The sequence below is a fragment of the Streptomyces sp. NPDC096132 genome, from assembly GCF_044763345.1.
GTDB lineage: Bacteria > Actinomycetota > Actinomycetes > Streptomycetales > Streptomycetaceae > Streptomyces.
In genome coordinates, this window is the sequence record NZ_JBIWGA010000010.1 from 72,311 (window position 1) to 89,762 (window position 17,452).

The 17,452-nt window shown below is 67.9% G+C and carries 16 protein-coding genes; 2 read left to right on the plus strand and 14 right to left on the minus strand.

The genetic code is table 11. The annotated features are described in order from the left end of the window. Positions 1-72 precede the first annotated feature (72 nt). From ACIRF9_RS23925 to ACIRF9_RS23985, 13 genes are all read right to left on the minus strand, one after another. Positions 73-1,578, minus strand: a complete 1,506-nt coding sequence (locus ACIRF9_RS23925) for a LacI family DNA-binding transcriptional regulator (protein ID WP_403825680.1) — start codon at positions 1,576-1,578, stop codon at positions 73-75. A 692-nt stretch (positions 1,579-2,270) separates the two neighbouring features. After that, a complete protein-coding gene (locus ACIRF9_RS23930; protein WP_403825683.1) occupies positions 2,271-3,818 on the minus strand; it encodes a YfjI family protein in 1,548 nt (515 codons plus the stop codon). After that, positions 3,815-4,087 carry a hypothetical protein gene (locus ACIRF9_RS23935; RefSeq protein WP_403825685.1) on the minus strand — a complete coding sequence of 91 codons (273 nt, stop codon included), beginning with the start codon at positions 4,085-4,087 and terminating at the stop codon, positions 3,815-3,817. The genes ACIRF9_RS23930 and ACIRF9_RS23935 overlap by 4 nt, the downstream gene beginning before the upstream one ends. 77 nt (positions 4,088-4,164) lie before the next feature. After that, positions 4,165-5,073: a bifunctional DNA primase/polymerase gene (locus ACIRF9_RS23940; RefSeq protein ID WP_403825687.1), complete on the minus strand. Its 909-nt coding sequence runs from the start codon at positions 5,071-5,073 to the stop codon at positions 4,165-4,167. Beyond that, positions 5,070-5,873, minus strand: coding sequence for a hypothetical protein (locus tag ACIRF9_RS23945; protein WP_403825690.1), 804 nt, complete (start codon positions 5,871-5,873; stop codon positions 5,070-5,072). Before ACIRF9_RS23945 ends, ACIRF9_RS23940 begins: the two co-directional genes overlap by 4 nt. A 149-nt stretch (positions 5,874-6,022) precedes the next feature. After that, the gene (locus tag ACIRF9_RS23950; RefSeq protein WP_403825693.1) at positions 6,023-6,331 is read right to left on the minus strand and encodes a hypothetical protein; all 309 of its coding nucleotides are present in this window, start codon (positions 6,329-6,331) and stop codon (positions 6,023-6,025) included. A 233-nt stretch (positions 6,332-6,564) separates the two neighbouring features. Next, entirely contained in the window at positions 6,565-8,682 is a 2,118-nt protein-coding gene (locus tag ACIRF9_RS23955) for a hypothetical protein (RefSeq protein WP_403825696.1), read from the minus strand. Between the two features lies 1 nt (position 8,683). Then, the gene (locus ACIRF9_RS23960; protein WP_403825699.1) at positions 8,684-10,270 is read right to left on the minus strand and encodes a hypothetical protein; all 1,587 of its coding nucleotides are present in this window, start codon (positions 10,268-10,270) and stop codon (positions 8,684-8,686) included. 79 nt (positions 10,271-10,349) lie between these two features. Further along, complete coding sequence (locus ACIRF9_RS23965; protein ID WP_403825702.1) at positions 10,350-10,652, minus strand: hypothetical protein; 303 nt, start codon at positions 10,650-10,652, stop codon at positions 10,350-10,352. A 29-nt stretch (positions 10,653-10,681) separates the two neighbouring features. Next, a complete protein-coding gene (locus tag ACIRF9_RS23970) occupies positions 10,682-11,065 on the minus strand; it encodes an RRQRL motif-containing zinc-binding protein (protein ID WP_403825705.1) in 384 nt (127 codons plus the stop codon). After that, positions 11,065-11,943, minus strand: a complete 879-nt coding sequence (locus ACIRF9_RS23975) for a DUF2637 domain-containing protein (protein ID WP_403825708.1) — start codon at positions 11,941-11,943, stop codon at positions 11,065-11,067. Before ACIRF9_RS23975 ends, ACIRF9_RS23970 begins: the two co-directional genes overlap by 1 nt. Next, on the minus strand, positions 11,940-12,269 hold the full coding sequence (locus tag ACIRF9_RS23980; protein WP_403825711.1) for a hypothetical protein: 330 nt from the start codon (positions 12,267-12,269) through the stop codon (positions 11,940-11,942). Before ACIRF9_RS23980 ends, ACIRF9_RS23975 begins: the two co-directional genes overlap by 4 nt. After that, positions 12,266-12,529: a DUF6284 family protein gene (locus ACIRF9_RS23985; protein ID WP_403825714.1), complete on the minus strand. Its 264-nt coding sequence runs from the start codon at positions 12,527-12,529 to the stop codon at positions 12,266-12,268. Before ACIRF9_RS23985 ends, ACIRF9_RS23980 begins: the two co-directional genes overlap by 4 nt. A gap of 742 nt (positions 12,530-13,271) precedes the next feature. Between ACIRF9_RS23985 and ACIRF9_RS23990 the strand changes: the two genes are divergently transcribed. Together ACIRF9_RS23990 and ACIRF9_RS23995 are read left to right on the plus strand one after the other, a co-directional pair. After that, complete coding sequence (locus tag ACIRF9_RS23990) at positions 13,272-14,075, plus strand: GntR family transcriptional regulator (RefSeq protein ID WP_403825717.1); 804 nt, start codon at positions 13,272-13,274, stop codon at positions 14,073-14,075. Next, positions 14,072-14,728: a YdcF family protein gene (locus ACIRF9_RS23995; RefSeq protein WP_403825720.1), complete on the plus strand. Its 657-nt coding sequence runs from the start codon at positions 14,072-14,074 to the stop codon at positions 14,726-14,728. Before ACIRF9_RS23990 ends, ACIRF9_RS23995 begins: the two co-directional genes overlap by 4 nt. A 1,209-nt stretch (positions 14,729-15,937) precedes the next feature. Here the strand turns inward: ACIRF9_RS23995 and ACIRF9_RS24000 are convergent. Then, positions 15,938-16,759, minus strand: coding sequence for an adenylate/guanylate cyclase domain-containing protein (locus tag ACIRF9_RS24000; protein ID WP_403825723.1), 822 nt, complete (start codon positions 16,757-16,759; stop codon positions 15,938-15,940). Between the last annotated feature and the right edge of the window lie 693 nt (positions 16,760-17,452).

Here is a 17,452-nt window from a genome sequence, read left to right on the forward strand (position 1 = left end):
TCTCGTTCTCCAGAGGATCTCTGGAGAAATCCTGGAGAAGATCTTGGAATCTGCCCCCAGATCAGCGCGCTGCTAGCGAGCTTTCAGCAGCGCATCCAGAGCGGTCACGGGCGAGCCGAGACTCATGGTCCGACGCACGTCCAACGCTTCCTCCCACATCCCGGTGAGCGCAGTCATGAGCGCCTGTCGCATCCCTGGCGTGATGTGGTCATAGCGCGACTGGACGGAGCCGTCCTCGTGGCCCATGCGTTCGTCCATGAGCTTTGGCGGGGTCCCCACTTCCCTCATCAGGGTCTTGTGAGTGTGGCGCAAGCCGTGCGGAGTAAGCCCCGGAGCGATCGGCACCCAGCACGCCTCAGCCCGCGTGGCGGCTCCTCGCCCGCGGGCCGGGATGCCGGGCCACGGCTCAGCAACGACAGGCACCGGCCGCTCTTCCTGACTGCCTCGCCCGGGATACCGCCCCGTCGCGGCCGGCCGAAAGAGCCACGTGGCGAAACCGGAGCGCCGCCAGTGAGCAGCCAACTCCCCCGATGCGGCGTTACGGATGTACCCGAGAGCACTGACGGCTTCCAGCACCTTCAGGCGCGTCGGCTCCGCCACGGCATCAGGGCGGTTGAGGACGTTGGACACAGTGCCGGTTGATACGCCGCAGCGGCGCGCCACGTCGACGAGCTTCGCACCGGGGCGGCTTACGGCCCCGTTGGCGGTGCCATGACCGCGGAAGACGTAGGCCAGTCCGTGACACTCGCAAGGCTTCGGTCTCGTCCGGGCCACGTGACCGGCCAGCAGCGAGGCGAGGAAACCCGGGGTGTCGATGTCGCGATAGGAGTCGTCCTTGGGCGGACAGCGGTGCAGTTCGCCCGTGTCCAGTTCGTAGAGCTGCCACTCCACGCGGATGCTCTTCGGTCGAACGAACTCAGGCTCAAGGCCGACGATCTCGCCCCAGCGCATGCCGGTGTAGCCCTTGAGGATGCCGGCAACGAACTCGTCGTCGCGGCCGGACAGCAGCGCCATTCTCTCGGCGAGCAGCAGGATGCCGAGTGCGGTCGTAACTGCCTTCTCCGGGCCACGGTTACGTGAGCGGCCGGCACGCTTCCCTCGTCCGCGGCGCTTGGTTGCCGGATTGGAGTCGCGCAGCCCCTCGTCAACAGCGTCGGCAAGGATCAGGTGCAGCGTCGCCCGCCACGTCTTGACGCTGGATGTCGCATAGGGCACCGCGCGTTCACGCTTCTCCCAAGCGGCAATGTCGGTGCTCAGGATGTCGGCGATGGCGAAATCCTCGAATGCTGGGAGCAAGTGCTCTTCGATGTGCCGCCGGTAGTTCTGCATGGTGGATGCCGCCAGGTCTTGTGCGGCATACCAGCGGTTGACGTAGGCACCGAAGGTGATGTGCTCACGAGGCGCCTTCTTCGTTCCGGCCAACAGCTTCGCTTCCTCGGCGTCTGCTGCCTTCTTTGCCGCGGCCTTGGTCCGGAAGCGGATGGCATCGCCATCGGCATCGCGGACAGTGGCGTACTTGCCCGGCGCGAGCTTGTACCGCCCGCGCCAGTAGCTGCCGAGGCTCTCGGCATAACCCACCTTGTTCTCCTATGTACGGGTGTGCCGCCCGGCTGGAGAGCCGAGCGGCACACGGAATCAGGCTGCGTTGGACTGTGGTCGACCGCCCTGCGCCCTGCGCGGGGTCCTTGCCTTCAGGGAGGGGACGGACGCCACCGTTGTGATCGTCCTGCGCCGGGGTGCTCGTTTTGCTGGCGCGGGAGCGTCATGCCTTTCGGTAGGGCGGCTCTCGAAGATGTGCATGATCTCGGCGAAGTGCTCGGCCGTGAACCGGTAGCTCCCTGCGAGCTTGGTGAAGGGAATGCGTCCCTTGCGGGCTTGCTCCTTCACCCACCACTCCGAGCAGTGGAGGGCCTTGGCTATGTCGCTCGGGAGGTAGACAGGAGGAAGGGTTGGGGGGTCCAGTCGCGGAGCGGTGCTCATGTGGCGGTGACTCCTCACGAGGAAGCGGGATCCCGTGACAGAACTGACAGAACCTCGCCTACAGGCCGCTGACCTGCATCTTTGACGCGTTCTGGATCTTTGACAGAACTGAATTAATTGCTGACAGAACCCCGCCAGGGGAGGTTCTGTCACAGGACCCCCGACGGTGGTGTCGGGGGTTCTGTCGAGTTTTAATTGGGTTCTGTCAAAACCGTGATCATGGTCGTTCGTGCAGGTCAACGGCTTGGGTGGGGGGTTGTGTCAGTTCTGTCGGCGGTCTGGGGGTTGTGTCAGGCTCCGCGGGTGATGCGCGGGTGGGTCTCGTAGCGCGGAGACGGCGGCCGGCCGCCGCGACCGGTGCGCGGGGGCGGCGGGAACTGGCGGATCCAGCCGTGCTCTTCGAGCAGGGCGAGGGCGGGGTCCAGGTCGCCGATGGCGGAGAAGTCGGCCCGGCGCAGCATCCGGAACAGCTCGCGCTTGGTGAACTGCGCGGGGTTGCTGGAGACGAGCTGGGCAAGGACGGTCACAGCGGATTCGTGGGCGGGGTCGGCGCTCATGACGCTGAACACGTCCAGGGCGTGCGCGGTGAAGTAGTCGCCCAGTTCGGTGGCGGCGGCCATGGTGGACGCTTCGATGGGCTTGTGCCAGCCGTCCTCGGGGTGGGCGGCGAGGTGGAGGAGTCCGGCGATGCGGGCCACGGCTCCGTCCCGCTTGGACGCCCATTTCACAATCGGCGCGAAACTCCCATCCGGCCCGAGACGCGACTCGGTGACCTTCTGAAAGGCCAGCAGGACCGCGTCGGCTTCGGCGGTGAGCTGGATGAGGGCGGGGTCGGTCCAGTCCGCCAGGGCGAGCGTCAGGCCCGCCAGATGCTTGGCGTAGGTGGCGGCGACCTGCTCGTCCAGCAGGGCGGGGGTCAGGTTGCGGGAGCCGACCAGGGACAGGGGCTTGGAGTAGAGGAAACGTGCGAGGAGCCCGCGCCCGTCAGCTCCGTCGATGCGGCTGAGCGCGTCCAGGACTTCCGGCTGCACGGCCAGACCGATCGTGACGGCGGGTGAGTCGACGTGCTGGGCACTACGGCCCTGCCGGTTGACCCTGAGCATGTCCCCGGCGTGGCCCTTGAGGAACATGCCCATGTTGGGCTTGCCCGTGTAGCGGCCGGCGATGATGTCGAACAGCTCCCCCTCGGCGCTCAGGCAGGAGATCCGCCCGCCTTGCTCGTCCAGGAGCGTCCCGACGTTCTCCGGCGTCACGTCGTCCGCGACGAGTTGCGGTTCGGCAGGAACCCGCATCGCGTCCGCTTCCTGAGCCAGCAGGACGGCTTCAGCAGTCAGGGTGTCGCGGTGCTCAGGCTCCGCACCGGCCGCCTTTCCCTGGGCTTTCTCGGCGGCGGACTTGGCCAGCCTCGTCAGGGTCTCCGCCTCAGCCCTTACGGGCCCGGAGAGTTCGATCAGAGCCTTCTCCGCATCGAGCAGCGGCTTGACCATGAGGTCGAAGACGGCGGACTTGCGGTTGCCGGGGGGCAGGGCGACGGCGGTGTAGATGTTCACAGGCTCACGCCAGTGCCCGCGTACGCACACCTTGACCCGCCCGCCGGCGGCGGTGGCCAGCACTGCCAGGGCCAGGCATCCGGCGAGGTCCGCCGGGGTCTGCGTCTCCTCGGCGACACCGCGCACCATGGCGCCCAACCAGTCGGGCAGGACGTCCACAGGGAAGTGCGGAAGCGGCGGGCGGGCCCGCAGGGGAACGGGTTCGTCCCAGGTGGGGCCGGTGATCTGCTCGGGTTCGATGTGATCGAACCCTTCCCACAGATCCGCGCCTGCGTCGTGGGTCGTCATGCGGCGGTCCTCCCTTCCGAAACGGGGTTCAACAGCGGGCATGCGGTGCGGTGTTCGCCGTGAGCGGCGATCAGTTGCAGGGCGGCGGCGCGGCCGATGGCGTGGCGCTCGTAGCCACAGGTGCACCAGGAGCGGGCGGACGGGGTGACGCTCCAGGACGGCGGCGCGGTGATGCGGAGCCAGGCCACGGGGCGGCGCCCGTCGTCCCGGCTCGGGTCAGGGCGAACAGCAATGGGGACGCCTTCGGCGGCGCCTGTCGGCTCGCCCACGGCCGCCGTGTCCACAGGCTGTGGAGCGGCGACCGGTCGGCAGGTGCGGGGGAGGCTCTTAGTAGGCGGTGGTGTGGTCATGCAGCTCGCCTGCCGGCCGTGTTGCGGGCGATGGACCAGTCCAGCCCGCGGGTGATGACGTCGTCGTAGTAGCGCTGCGACTGCGTGGCGTTGGCCGATGCCGCCCTACTAAGAGCCTCCTCGACCTCCTCACGGTCGAGGTCGCCGGACGCGACCAGCCGACCCAGAGCGCGAGCGGCCCGCAACAGTACGGCGTTGCGGGCGCCGTCCGCGGCGTGCGCGACGTTGTCGACTTCGCCCCGCAGCGCGGCGGCGGCGTACCCGCTCGCACGGGTCGTGACGGCGAGCGTGCCGCCCTGGGCAGGCCGTGGGCGGGGCGTGAGCGCTGCGTGCAGCCAATCCGGCAGGGGAGCCGGTGCACGGTCGTCCAGGACGGTGTAGGTGCCGTCCGGGGTGGTGCTGCCGACGGCGACGACGTAGCCGCCCCACCCTCGTGTGTCGATCTTCTTCGCGAGCCGTCCGGCGGTGGAGTGCAGCCGGGCGCCGGGGGGTTGGGTGAAGTACAGGTGCTCTCCGCCGCGCGCGGTCCGCACCCGGTAGGTGTCGGGGACGGTGTGCCCGGCGCGCTCGCAGAGCGCTGCGAAGTTGGCGGCGCCGTCAGGCGTTCCTTTCGGCTCTTGGGGCTTGAGGGTGTCGAGGTCGACCACGAGCAGCCCGGCCGGGCCGGTCGCGATCCCAACGTTGTACGGCTGCTGCGCCCACGCGGCGGCCAGCAACTCGGGATCGGTGGTCGCGCGCTGCTCGGGGGTCTTGTGTCCGTCGGCGCAGCGACCGGTACCGGGGCAGTACTTCTCCGCGTGGCCGGCCGGGCGCTTGTCGCCGGGGCGGAGGGGGATGATGTGCCAGCCGCGGGCGGCGGCGTCCAGTGCCGCGCGCAGCAGCACGGATCGGGGGGTCTGGTTCATGCCGCGCTCCTGTCGGTGAGCAGCGTTTGGCAGTGGGTGGGGATGGCGGCCAGGACGCGGCCCCGCCAGCGCATGGCGTAGTCGAAGCAGTTGGCACAGTTCTTGTGGGTGTGGCCGGGCAGCGGGGGCCGCCATCGGGCGTGGGAGCTCCAGGCGGCGGAGTCAGCCGAGGCGAGCAGGTGGCCGACGCGTTCCAGGCCGAGAATCTTGAAGCCGAACCCGTGCAGGCGCAGCCCGTGGGCGGCCATGGCGGTGACGATGGCGGCGCCTTCGCGGGTGGACTGCAGGCGGCATACCGAGCCCAGGCCCACGGTCGGCTCACGGCGCAGGTCGACCCCGGCCCGCTCGTACAACTCCACGCACCGCTCGTACTCGGGGACGGTGCGGCCCTGGAGAACGGGGACGATGCGCAGGTCGGGGGCGAGGGAACGCAGTTCGAGGAAGTTGGCGACCGTGCGCCGCTGGTGTTCGGCGACGCTGAGGTGCGTGCCGGCGAACACGTTCGGTCCGGCCTTGCCGCCGTGGATGATGAGGTCTTCGCACATCCAGTCCTGCGGGGCGGCCCAGTCGTACGGGCCGACGCATTCCCAGATCCGCCGCAGGTCGCCGATGTACTGGCGAGGGGTGCGCGTCCACTCGCCGTGGCGCTGGAGTTCCGAGAATCCGCCGGAGTCGACCGCGTACGGACCGAGCGCGGGGTAGAGCTTGGCAGCGGCCGTGAAGTGCTCGGACTTCAGAAACAGCGGCTTGTCGGTGAGTTTGATCCAGTGCCGTTTGTGGGTGGTCAGGTAGAACCGCATGCGGCCCACGGCAGGAACTCCCACCGGTAAGGCTCGCCGGACGGGGGTGGGTTCGGTCATGCTGGATGTCCTCCAGTTCGTCGTTAGCGTGCTGGAAAGCAAGGGCGGCCCCGTCTTCATTGGCGTGAGGGGGGCCGCCCTTGGCGTAGCTAGGTGTTCTTGCTGCGGGCGAGTCGCAGGGTGATTCCGCCGATCCCGATGGGCCCCGCGGCCCCGGCGATGACGGTGACGGTGTGGGCCGCGGCGTCCAGCAGGAAACACAGGGCGGCGACCAGTCCCCAGCCGCCGACGACGGCGGCGCCGGTGATCGCGAACGGGATGAGCAGGCGCCGCCACGGGACACCGGGCGCGGTGGTCGCGACGACGATGACGACCGGCTGCCCGGTGGCCTGGGCGCGGCGGTAGTCGTCGGCGGGGATGTGCGGGGCCATCTGGCCGGGCGGGGTGTGCTGGCTCATTTCTGGCTCCCTCGGGGTGTGCCGCGGGCCCGCGCCAACAAGTGGCGCGGGCCCGTGCGGATGGGTGGGTTGCTTGTCGTGTTGCTTGTCGTCTCTCTTGTCGCGTGCTTGTCGCCTGGCTTGTCGCTTGTCTTGTCTTGTCGCTTGTCGCCTCCCAGCTCACAAGCCGTTTCCACGCCCCACGGACCGCTCAGACGACATGTGGAGGAGCGGGGGCGACAAGCGACAAGCGATCAGTCGTCGGGGGCGTGCGAGTGGTGAACGTAGCGAGCTTTGGTGCCCTCTCCGACGCGTACGCAGGTGCCGTCCTGCATCCACGTTTTCAGCCAGCCGACGACCGTCTGACGCGTCGTGCCGTAGGAGTCCGCGAGCGCGCGGGCGATCGCGGACGCTCCAGTGCCCGTAGCGCCGGCAGCAAGCAGCGCCGCAAGCGCGGCCTGTTGCGCGGGACTGTCCTGCTCGGCCTCACCCCGCAGCGCCGACAGATTCAACCCGCCCCCGTTGGCCGGGGGCTGTTCGGTAGTGGCGGTGTTCGGGTCGGGGGTGGTGGCGAACTGGGCGTCGATCTCCGCCCGGAAACGGGCCAGCATCTCGTCCTCCGGCGAGACCCGTCGCCCCTCCCGCCCGCTCAGCGCGGACAACCGCAGACCTGAACCCGCACCGGACGCACCGGTGTCGGTGTGGTCGTCGTCGGGGGTGTGGTCAAGCATCCACGCGGTGCGACCGGTGTCCCAGCGGCGGGCGTAGGCGGGCCCGGCGGCCTTGGCGGAGATCTCGTCCAGGCGTGGATGCCGGTCGGACGTGGCGGCGGTGATCTCCCGGATCTGATTGGGCAGGATCCGCCACGCCTTGAACAGCGCCGCCGGAGACTCCGGCGTGCCCATGAACCCGGCCCCCTTGTACGGCGCCTGCTCCACCCGCAGACCGCGCCGTCCGGGGAACAGCTTGCCCAGGTCCATGCCCTCGGTCTCACCGCCGGTCAGCGCGACGCGCACCTTGCCCTCACGGCGGATCATCAGGTTCCCGAGCACACTGCCGGTGGCCCCGAGAGCGGTCAGCACGGTGCGCACGCCCATGGCGCGCAGCATCCGGATGACTTCCAGGATCTTCTTCGCCAGTTCCTTCATCTGCCGGTCGGTGCTCACCAGGATCTCCGCACCCTCGTCGATCACCAGCAGAATCTGAGGAATCTTCGCGCTCACCGGCAGCAGATCGGTGTTCGCCCTGGCCAGCACATCCTGGTACGCCTTCTTGCGATGCAGCCCCACCGCGAGGGCGGCGTCCAGCATGGTGAGGGCTTCCTCGTGGGTGCCGGCGAGCCAGTCGATGCCGGGCCGCACCGGCTTGCCGTCCTCCCCCTTGATCTCCCCTTTCAGTGCCGGGAGGACCCAGGGCAGTCCGGCGGATCCGGCGTTGAGGTCGATGACCCAGGTGAGGACGTCCTCGGCGCGGGCGAACCCGGCGAGGATCGTGTGGACCATGTTGGTCTTGCCCGACCCGGTCGGCCCGACGACCAGCGCGCACTGCTCGCGCAGGTAGGCGGCCACCGTCTCACCGTTGGTCCGCACCCCCCACGGCAACCCGGTGAGTACCGAGAGCGGGCCGTAGTCGTCGGGGTAGGGGCAGTCGTCCTTGAGGACGTTGACCGTGGTCACGTCCAGGATGATGCGGCCCTGGTGGACACCAGGGCCGGCGGTGGCGGTGCAGCCGTGCGGCAGCTTCGCATCCGCCGACAGCGCTACCGAGTGCTGCGCGATGCGGTCGTAGGTGATGCCGCCCTGGGGTTCGAGGTCGAGGGAGTACCCGGCCCCGGTCTCCCACCTCTCCACCCCGAGCACCCGCACGCTGATGTGGCAGATCCGCTGAATCCGCTCGATCCATTCGGCGGCGATCTCGCGCCGCTCAGCGGACAACTCCTGCATGATCTGGCGCTGTTCGAGGGCGATCGCTTCCTCCTCGCGTGCTTCCTCGTAGAGGGCGGCGGAGCGGGCGGCGGCGCCGATCCCGACCCCGATGGCGGCCAACGACCCCAGAGCGGCCCAGGTGAGCGGACCGTTCGTCATGGCCCACGTCGTCCACCCCGCCCCGACGAGCCAGGAGGCGGCGCGGGTGGCCAGGGTGCGGCCGGCGTTGCGCACCCGCAGACCGGCGACGGTGTGACCGAGAGCTCCGGCGGCGCCGACGGCGAGCGCCCAGCCAGGCGGCATGTGGGTGGCGGCGCCGGTGGTGGCGACGGCGAAGGCTCCGGTGGTGGCGGACAGAGCGCCGGTCACGGGTCCGTGACCGGCCGCCCAGTCCAGCACCGGACCACTGCTCGCGACGTTCTTCTTTGCGGTGGCGGTGCTGCTCATGTCAGACGTTCCATCCCTTCTCGGCCTCGGGGCCGTTGCGGGGGTCCTCGTGGCGGGCGATGTCCTGCTCGTGGACCTGCCGGAACAGCGGCCCCATGTCCTCGGCCACGGCCACGGCGCTCATGACGGCGCCGAAGATGTCGTTGAAGCCGTCCGCGACTTCCTTCTCCAGCGGGAACTCCGAGTCGGAACGCTCGGCGAGGATCTTCATGACGTTCGCCACGGACGTGAGCGCGGCGGGCAGTCCCTCGACCATGGCGAGGATCTCCATGGCGTTCTCGGGCTCGTAGGCGTTGGCGGCCTGCTCCATCTCCTCGGCCGCCTCTTCGAACCGGAAACCAGACACGTTCTCTCCTTCACTGACCTGGGATGTTGCAGGGGTAGGGACGTTCGCGGCCGGTCGCTCGACCTGGTCGGCGATCCCGCCGGTGCCGTCCTCGGCGGCCTCCGCATCGGCGGCGGCCTCCTCCCCGCGCAGCTGCGCGCGGGTGGCTTCGTCCCGCTGTGCCCGCTGCTCGGCAGCTCTGGCGACCATGCGCCGGTACAGGCGACGGCCGGGGTTCATCAGCCACCCGATGCCGAACTTGCGGCCGATCGGGGTGGTCAGGCAGCCGAGCAACCCGACCGGCAGGGCGAGCAGCACGGCGAGCAGCCGACGGCCCTGGAACCGGGCCGCCGAACGGCGCAGCGCGCGCCGCGCGGCCTTGCGAGCCGGAGCCTTACGCACGGCGGCACGCTGCGCCTTCACGGCGGCGCCGGTCTTCGCGTCGCGCTGAGCACGGGACTTGGCGACAGCGGCGTCACGCGCGGCCCGCGCCTTCCGGGCGGCGCCGCCCATCAGGCGACCGGCCAGCCCCGCCCGCTTATCCGAACCGGACCTACCTGCGGCTGCCTTGGCGTTGCGGCGGGCGTCGGCGACCGCGCGCCGGGCGGTGGTGGTCTGCGCCCGCTGCCCGGCACGCGAGCCAGCGGCGGCCTTCTGCGCGGCGCGCAGTGCTTTGATCTGCCCAGCCGCCTTGCCCGCTGCCTTCCCGGCGCCACCGGGCTTGTGCTTGGCGGGGTTGTTGCCGGGCTTGCTGTGGGTCTTCCCGCCGGTCGCGGTGCTGGCGTGACCGGCGGTGGGGTCGGTGGGGCGGCGGTGCTGGCCGGGCGCCTTGCCCGACCGGCCACCGGCCCCACCGGCACGGGCACCGATCGAACGGCCACCGGCACCGCGGGTGCCGGTGCCGGTGCCTCGCAGACCCGCGCTGCGGGCGGCGTTGCGGCCTGCCGTGCGGGCGGCGGCCCGGCGGGCGTCGCGGCGGGGATTGGGGGTGCGGGAACGGGCGGCGGCGACAGTGCCGAGGACGACCATGCCGGTCGCGGCCACCATCGCGGCGATCGGGCCGCCCACCAGGGAGGCAGCGGCGACCGTGCCCACCGTGCTGTTCGCCCCGGACAGGGCCAGCGGCACGATCGGCCAGCCGCCGGGCGTGTGCTCCACCTCCTTCGCTTCCTTCACTGGCGCGGTAGGCGGGGTGTCGGGCGGCGGGGGCGGGGTGGCCGGTACCGCCTGAACGGCTACCGGCTCGGTGCTGAGTTCCGTCATGCTGAGAGCACTCCTTAGGGGAGTAGGGCCCGGCCGAAGCTGTAGGAGGCGATTGGCCGGGCCCGCCGAATGCGGCAGGTCAGGTGCGGTGCGGGTGGCGGGCGGCGATCTCCTGCCAGCGCCGGTTGTCCGCAGCGTTCGCGCGGGTCAGGCTCACCCGGAAGTCGCAGCCGGGCCGCGTGCAGCGGTGCGTGGTCGTCGACCACGCCTCGACCAGCCGGAACAGCAGGCTGGAGAACGTGGCCAGACACGAAGCGGTGCAGGCGAACAGCAGCAACAGCGGCACGCCGTAGCCGGACAGTCGCACGCCGATCGCGGCGGCCAGGGCCCCGCTGACGGCGACCGCACCGACGGTGAGGATGCGGTGACGTGGGTCTTTCACTCGTGAACTCCCCTGCTCAGACATGGTGTTCAAGCGGCGCGCTGTTCGTCGTCGGGGTAGGCACACAGCACGCACATCCCGAGCGAGACGGGGATGACGTAGCCGGCGTCAGTGCGGCACTTCGGGCAGAGGCGGCGGGCGGCGTTCGCCTTGGCGAGCGCCGCCCACTTCGCCGGCGTCATCGGCCGCACGGGCTTCGCGGCGTCGATGCGGTAGAGATAGGCGACCAGCGGGCCGCGCCGGTAGCGCGGGCGCAGCACCTGCCCCGTGACCGGCTGGCCACCGGGCCGTAAGCCGCGGGCGCGCAGTTGGCGGCGGGTGGCGTAGCCGTCAGGGGCGCACCGCCACGGGAACGTGGGTATCCCGTGGCGGGCACCGGTGGGGTCGAAGCACTTGGCGTGCCCCCAGCCCATCACTCGCCCCCCACGGCGACCAGGTGCGGCCGGTCGTTCTCGTCGGCGTCGCGGACGGCGAGGATCTGCTTACGCGCCCACGACTCGCTCATGCCGTACGCCTCACCGAGTGCGCGTGCGGACAGGGGGCGTGCGGCCTGTACGGATTCGGCGTACGTACGGCGGGCGTCCTGCCGCACACGCTCCAACTCCGCATCCTCGAACTGAGCCTGCCGTGCGGCTTCCTCCTCCGCACTCAGCTCCACCGTGCGGGCGGTGTGCGGGGCGTGCGGATCGTCGGCCCGCACGGCATCCGCACGCTTCCCTACCTGCGCTGATACGGCCGAAGCAGCATCCGGACGGGTGTCGGCGGGGGCGTTGCCGGGGAGAGCGTGCGGGGTGTCTGCGGGAGTGTGCGGAAGGTGTGCGGGCTCATCCGCACGCTCCCCGTCCGGGGCACGCACGACGTCGATGGGCTGGTGGTGCAGCACCTTGGCCACCAGGTCGGAACCGAAGTAGATCGACCCGACGGGGAGGGAGGTGGCCAGCAGCACCAGGGCCCAGTTCGCGGGGTCCCAGTCGGCCAGCCTCCCCCAGTCGACCGCGCGGCCGTGCAGCTCGGGCACAAGTCCGTGGACGTAGTTGAGGACCAGTGAGGCCAGGGTGTAGACGGCCAGCACCCGCAGCGCGAAGTCACGTGCCTTGCCGGTCAGGACCAGTGCGGCGACCAGGGCGAGCGCCATCAGACCGTCGACCACGAACGGGTACAGCGTCGCGGCCGTGTCATCCGCGCCGATCACGCGAGCCACGTCCCGCAGAGCGTTCCACGACACCCGAAACGCCATGAGGACCACCGCGACCAGGGCCAGCACCAGCAGCTTCTTGCCGGTCCGGTTCATGCCACACCCCCGACCAGTTCGGGGGCCCGCACGTCGCCGTAGCCGGTCAGCTCCACCGTGGCACCCGCGTAGTCGACGGTCGCCTTCAACACCCGCGTCCGGCCGTCGCTCTGCTCGCAGTACGCCACGGCGTCCGGGGCGATGCCCAACGCTTCTCGCCACGTCTCGAAGTCCGGCAGGCCGCGGTGGAACGACAGCTCCAGCCGCTCCGAGAAGATCGGGGACACGTGGACCTCCGGCGCCGGCAGGTGCCCGAAGTCCACGGCCAGCAGACGCAGCACCCGCAGCGGGACGGCCAGGTCGTCCAGGGTCAGGGACTCGCTCACGCGGCCACGTCCGTTCCGGCCACAGCCTTGTTGGTCAGGTCACGGCGGACGGCGAGCACCTTGCGCCGGGCCCGCCGCAGACGGCGACCGTCCAGCACTGTGACCGGCTGGTCCAGCAGGCTGATCTGCACGTCCAGCAATTCCACTTCCGCCTCGATCAGCGGGAGCTCCCGCTCGATCGCGTCCAGCTCAGCGGCCGTCGGCCCGCCGTCGTACTCGTCGCGGGTAACGGCCGCCTGAACAGCACCGATGTGCTTCATGGGTCGTGGTTCCTCTCAGGGTGATACGGCCCGAACAGTGGCCCCGGTGTTCGAGCACCGGGGCCACGCGCCGCTTGAAGTCGGACGTTCCGGCTCCCCGCACTCCCGTCCGTACGACCAGCACGTCAAGCGCGGTCGGACGGGCGGGAGAGGCAGCCGGCCAGGGCGCCCGAAGCGCCGTGAACCAGAGCGGACCGAACTACCGCGTGGCGCCGTCGGCCGGTCCGTACCGGCGGCGCTGGATATGTCGTCGGTGCACACCGACCTCCCGCAGATCGCAGGGACACGGCTTTCGCCGGTCCGCCGTTGCCACGGCGGACCGGCCCCGAGCCGAATCGGGCGCGTCATCGTCACTGCTCTGACGCCAGCAGGGCGGCGCGTACCAGGTGGCGCACCCAGGGCTGACCTCCCGTGAGGAAGGGATGATCCCGAGGAACGTTCTCCAGGGCTGACACGCGGGGAAAGTGGCCGCCGACGAACGTCACCCGGTCGCCACGGGGACGGGGACTCACACCCCGTCGATCTAGACACCCTGTTGAGTTCTCAACGAACAACCAGCTCAGGGCCCCACCTGCACGAGCGATCCCGAACCGACAAGCCATGGAGGCAACCCAAAGAGGACCCCTCCAACTCGCTGTCCTAGGACTACGAGCGACCTAAGATGAGAATGCACCGCAGTCCTAGGACTGTCAACAGTCCTAGGACTGTGTGCTTCACTGGGACATGTCGAGAGGAGTTCTGCGTGGCACCCAAGGCACCGAAGTGGCGGGAACTGGCGGACCGGTACGCCGAGCAGATCAGGAGCGGCAAACTCAAGCCTGACCAGCAACTTCCGCAGATCCGGGAACTCGTGGAGGCGGGTGAAGGCTCGAAGGAGACCGTCCACCGGGCGTACAAGGCGCTCGAAGCCGAGGGCTTGGTGAGCATGGCCCGTGGCCACGGCACCACCGTGCGTCCGAAGGCTCCGCTCAAGCGTCTCGGTATCGCCCGGTACGACAAGGCAAAGTGGCGGGACGGCGACGAAGTCGCGTTCATCGCGGACCGCGTGGCGTCGGGTCGCACCTACAGCCGGAACGAGCAGACCCAGAGCGTCAGCCGAGTGAAGGCGCCGGCGGCCGTAGCTGTAGCCCACGGACTCCCCGAGGGCGCGGATGTCTACGCGCGCGCACGGCTCGTGAAGGAAGGCACCCAACCCACCCACACCCTGACCAGCTACTACCGCCCCGAGCACGTGGAAGGTACGCGCATCGTCGACCCGACCCCTGGCCCGGCCGGTCGCGGCGGCGGCTTCCGTGTCCTCTATGACGCCGGGTACGAGATCGACCACATGCGCGAGGAACTGTTCGCGCGCGTGCCCACCGCTGAAGAGGCCCAGCTACTCCAGCTCTCGCCAGGTGAGTGGGTGGTAGAACTGCACCGCACCACGTACACAGCGGACGGGACGGTCGTAGAGTTCGCCGTCGGAGTCCACGCGGCAACGCGCTTCGCGTGGTCGTACGACTTCAAGGTCCCCGACTCGGCAGCAAGGGAGGGCGAGAGCGAGTGATCTCGGCTCAGGCATGGGCGGACGCTCAGCGGCTCTGGGACTTCCAGCAAATGGGCCATGAGCCACGCCCATGCTCGGTGGCCATCGGACTCGGCAGCCATGACCTCGGGGTGGCCGACGCCACCGCAGATCTCTTCCACCGGGGCATGGCGCCGGTCGTTCTCTTTACCGGAGCGACCAGCCGGACCACCCGTGAACGGATGCCGCGTGGTGAAGCCGAGCACTACCGTGACCGCGCGGTCGAACTGGGGGTCCCCGCGAGCGTCATCCTCGTCGAGCCGAACGCCCGGAACACGGGCGAGAACATCCGCTTCTCTCGAACGCTTCTCGAAGAGCGACGGGTTCCAGTTTCCACGGCGCTGCTGGTTAGCAAGCCGTATGAGGAGCGTCGAGCGTACGCAACAGCGCGGAAGCACTGGCCCGAAATCGAGTGGGTCAGTGCTTCCGCGCCCATGTCACTTGCCGGGTATGTCGATTCGATTCAGGACACGCGACTTGTTATCGATATGCTGGTCGGTGCTCAGCAGCGACTCATGGTCTATCCCCGTCAAGGGTTCATGATTGAGCAAGACGTCCCTGACGATGTTGCGAGAGCGTTTGAGCGTCTTTGTAAGCACGGCTACACAAGTCGACTCGTGCGGGAAGTACTCTGAGCTACCCTCGCGCTCATGGACACGGGGGTAGAATCATTGCTATTTAAACCAAGTCAATGAGCCAACCCAGAGCAGGAAAAATCCAGTAGCGGTTGCGGACCAGTTGAGTGCTGACGTGAAGTTGCGATGCTTCTCCATGGCTATAGTGGCGAGTGTTTTTGCTTGCACCCATGCCTCGCGACGTGACGTGGAGGGTGGCAACTGCACGAGCCCCTCTATTGATGCGCTTTCCAACCAAGGCCATGAGTAGCGCGTCGCCTCACTCCCTGGTTGAGTTCTAGGGATGAGCACGCTCTTCATGTTGTATGCAGATTTCACCAAGGAAATTAGAGTGACTGCGAGGAGTCCGGCTTTGATCGCGTCACCGGGAAATTCTGACCAGTTTGCTACATGGGCTCTGTCAAATTTAGCTGTGATAGCTGCGACAAGCACCGCTAGGGCTGCACCGAGCAGACCAGTCTTTGCGTCTGCTGCACGAATCCACTCACCTGTTTGTTCGAGAGTGAATCTTACGTCTTCGCCGGGATCATGGTCCGCGACCTCAGGAACCGGTGGATTCTGAGTCGATGGCGTCCTTCTCCGATTAAGCAGCATTCCGCCCATAACCCTCTGTTGGCCACACGCCGCTCACTCGCCATTCGGTATAAGCGGCGAGCCAGTGTGCTGCCCACGCTGTTGCCGTGGCAGTGGTATGAACCTCGGAATTCCAATCGTCCGCCGCCGCGACGCAAAGAGCTCCCGAGTCGTAGAGGTGAGGCGACCTGCGCCAACGCCTGCCCTCTTGACGGCCCAGCTTGAACTTGCTGACCAAACGTATGGTTGGTAGCGACCTGTTCGTTTGGGGCAGGACTGCGATCAAGAACTTCCCGCGCCCTGTATCGATCGTGCCCCCGTACCAGAAATCATCGTCTTCCTCGAACAGGATGAACCCGGGGAAGGCTTTGCTCATTGCCTCGATGTCGCGCTGACGGGCTGAGGCGTCGACTTTCCACCAGGCGTTGTCGTGTTTCCCGCGCGCCGGGGCGGGATCTGGCCCTGCATGGAATCTATGCGGCTCTACCCGAGTCGCGGCCCTTACTGCCGCTCCTGCGGCCGGACTTGATGGGGTGTCGAATATCACCCTTCCGTTAACAGTGATGTATCGAGGCACGTCGATGCCTACGTGCCTCAGCAGAGAATGAATGGACATTTTGATGAATCCTGCTTTCTTTAGAGAATGATTGAACCTACCGGATCTCCGGATAGATCCTCACGCACCCTGTTCAGGTGCGCGAGATAGCCCGACCACTTAACCTGGTGATAGTGGTAACGGCGTGTTTTGTAGTCCTGCTGGTAGATCTTGGGCGATCCTTCATGCTCTTCGTAATGGCCGTCCGGAAGCAGATCGGCCAGCCCTTCCCCGATGACGACTTCCCATGACTTAGCAAACTTCTCGCACTTGGCGGCGAAGTTCGCGGAGAATCCGACTACATTTACTTCGCTGGCTTCGTGGCTACCGATTCTTACGAAATCGAGTCGTCCATAGTCGGCGCCGGCGCGGATCTGAACTGGTCGCATTCCAGATTGCTCCAGCAGTTGGTTCAGAGCGTTCCTGACGGCATCCAAGGCGAATGAGCATGCGAGCATTGAAAAGGCGGCTGGGATCTTAGGGTTCTGAACGTTGTTGTCCCCGAAGCAAGCGAATACCCCATCGCCCCTGAGCCCCAGGATGTAACCGCCACAGCTTTGTACGACCTCGGCCACCTGTGACATTACGGCCGTGTTCAGTCGGAGGACTGATTCTGGGCTTTCCCAGAAAGTTCTGGATGTGAAAGCGACAAGATCAATGAAGACAGTCACCCCATAGCAATGACCGCTCTCGCCGAGCCCTAGGTGAGCAAAGTGGGGGTGGCCGGTCGATGGCATCGCGGCGGCGTGGGCAAATTCTTCTGACCGAGCTGATTTCTCCAGCAGGCCCGAGGCTGAAGAGAGCCGTCGGTATCGGCTCAGGACGTCGCGAGCAAACTGGTCCTGGTTGAGCTTGTTCGACACTTCACCCTCCATGCGGCGTGCGGCATGGCGGGTGCCGTCACTTCTTCACAGTGTACGGGGAGCCACTGACAATCAGGGTTCGCGTCGCTCTGACGATAATGTGTTATCGGCGGCACTGTGTGACGCTCTCAGGGCATTGCGTGTCATCGGTTAGGTAAGGCTTGCAAATCAAAGTAGCCCGTCGCGCCGACGGCAGCGGCCAGTGGCCCCTCTGTGAGGGGGACGATGAATCGATCTTGCTTTCGGATTCATATAGAGCCTCGACGGCCGGGCGCCTGTGGGTGCCGTCCAGTGGCTGACCCTAGGGTTTGGCAAGCGTGTTTTATGGCAGAGCCTGACGGCAATGCCGGCGTTCGCAGCTGTTGCGGGCGGATGGGAGAGCGCTACATCCTGGCCTGCGCCCCGATGGGAAGCTCTAAGCGAGGTACGGCTCACGTATAGCCGGGGAGGGCACCTGGGGAAGGGTGCGGCCCGCAGGCCACGGACCGTACGCCCGCGCCGCCTCGCGTTTGCAGCCTGAGATGCTCCCCGAGACCTCTGCGGCCATCCTCTGGCCAACACGGTCGTCTCGGTAGGGCGCAAGGCCTTGTATGCGCAGGTCAAGGCCCAGTTGGCCGCGCGGAATCCGATGGTCTTGAAAACCGCTGCGACCACAACGCTGCCAGCGCTGTGGTCGCAACATCTAGGAGTAAG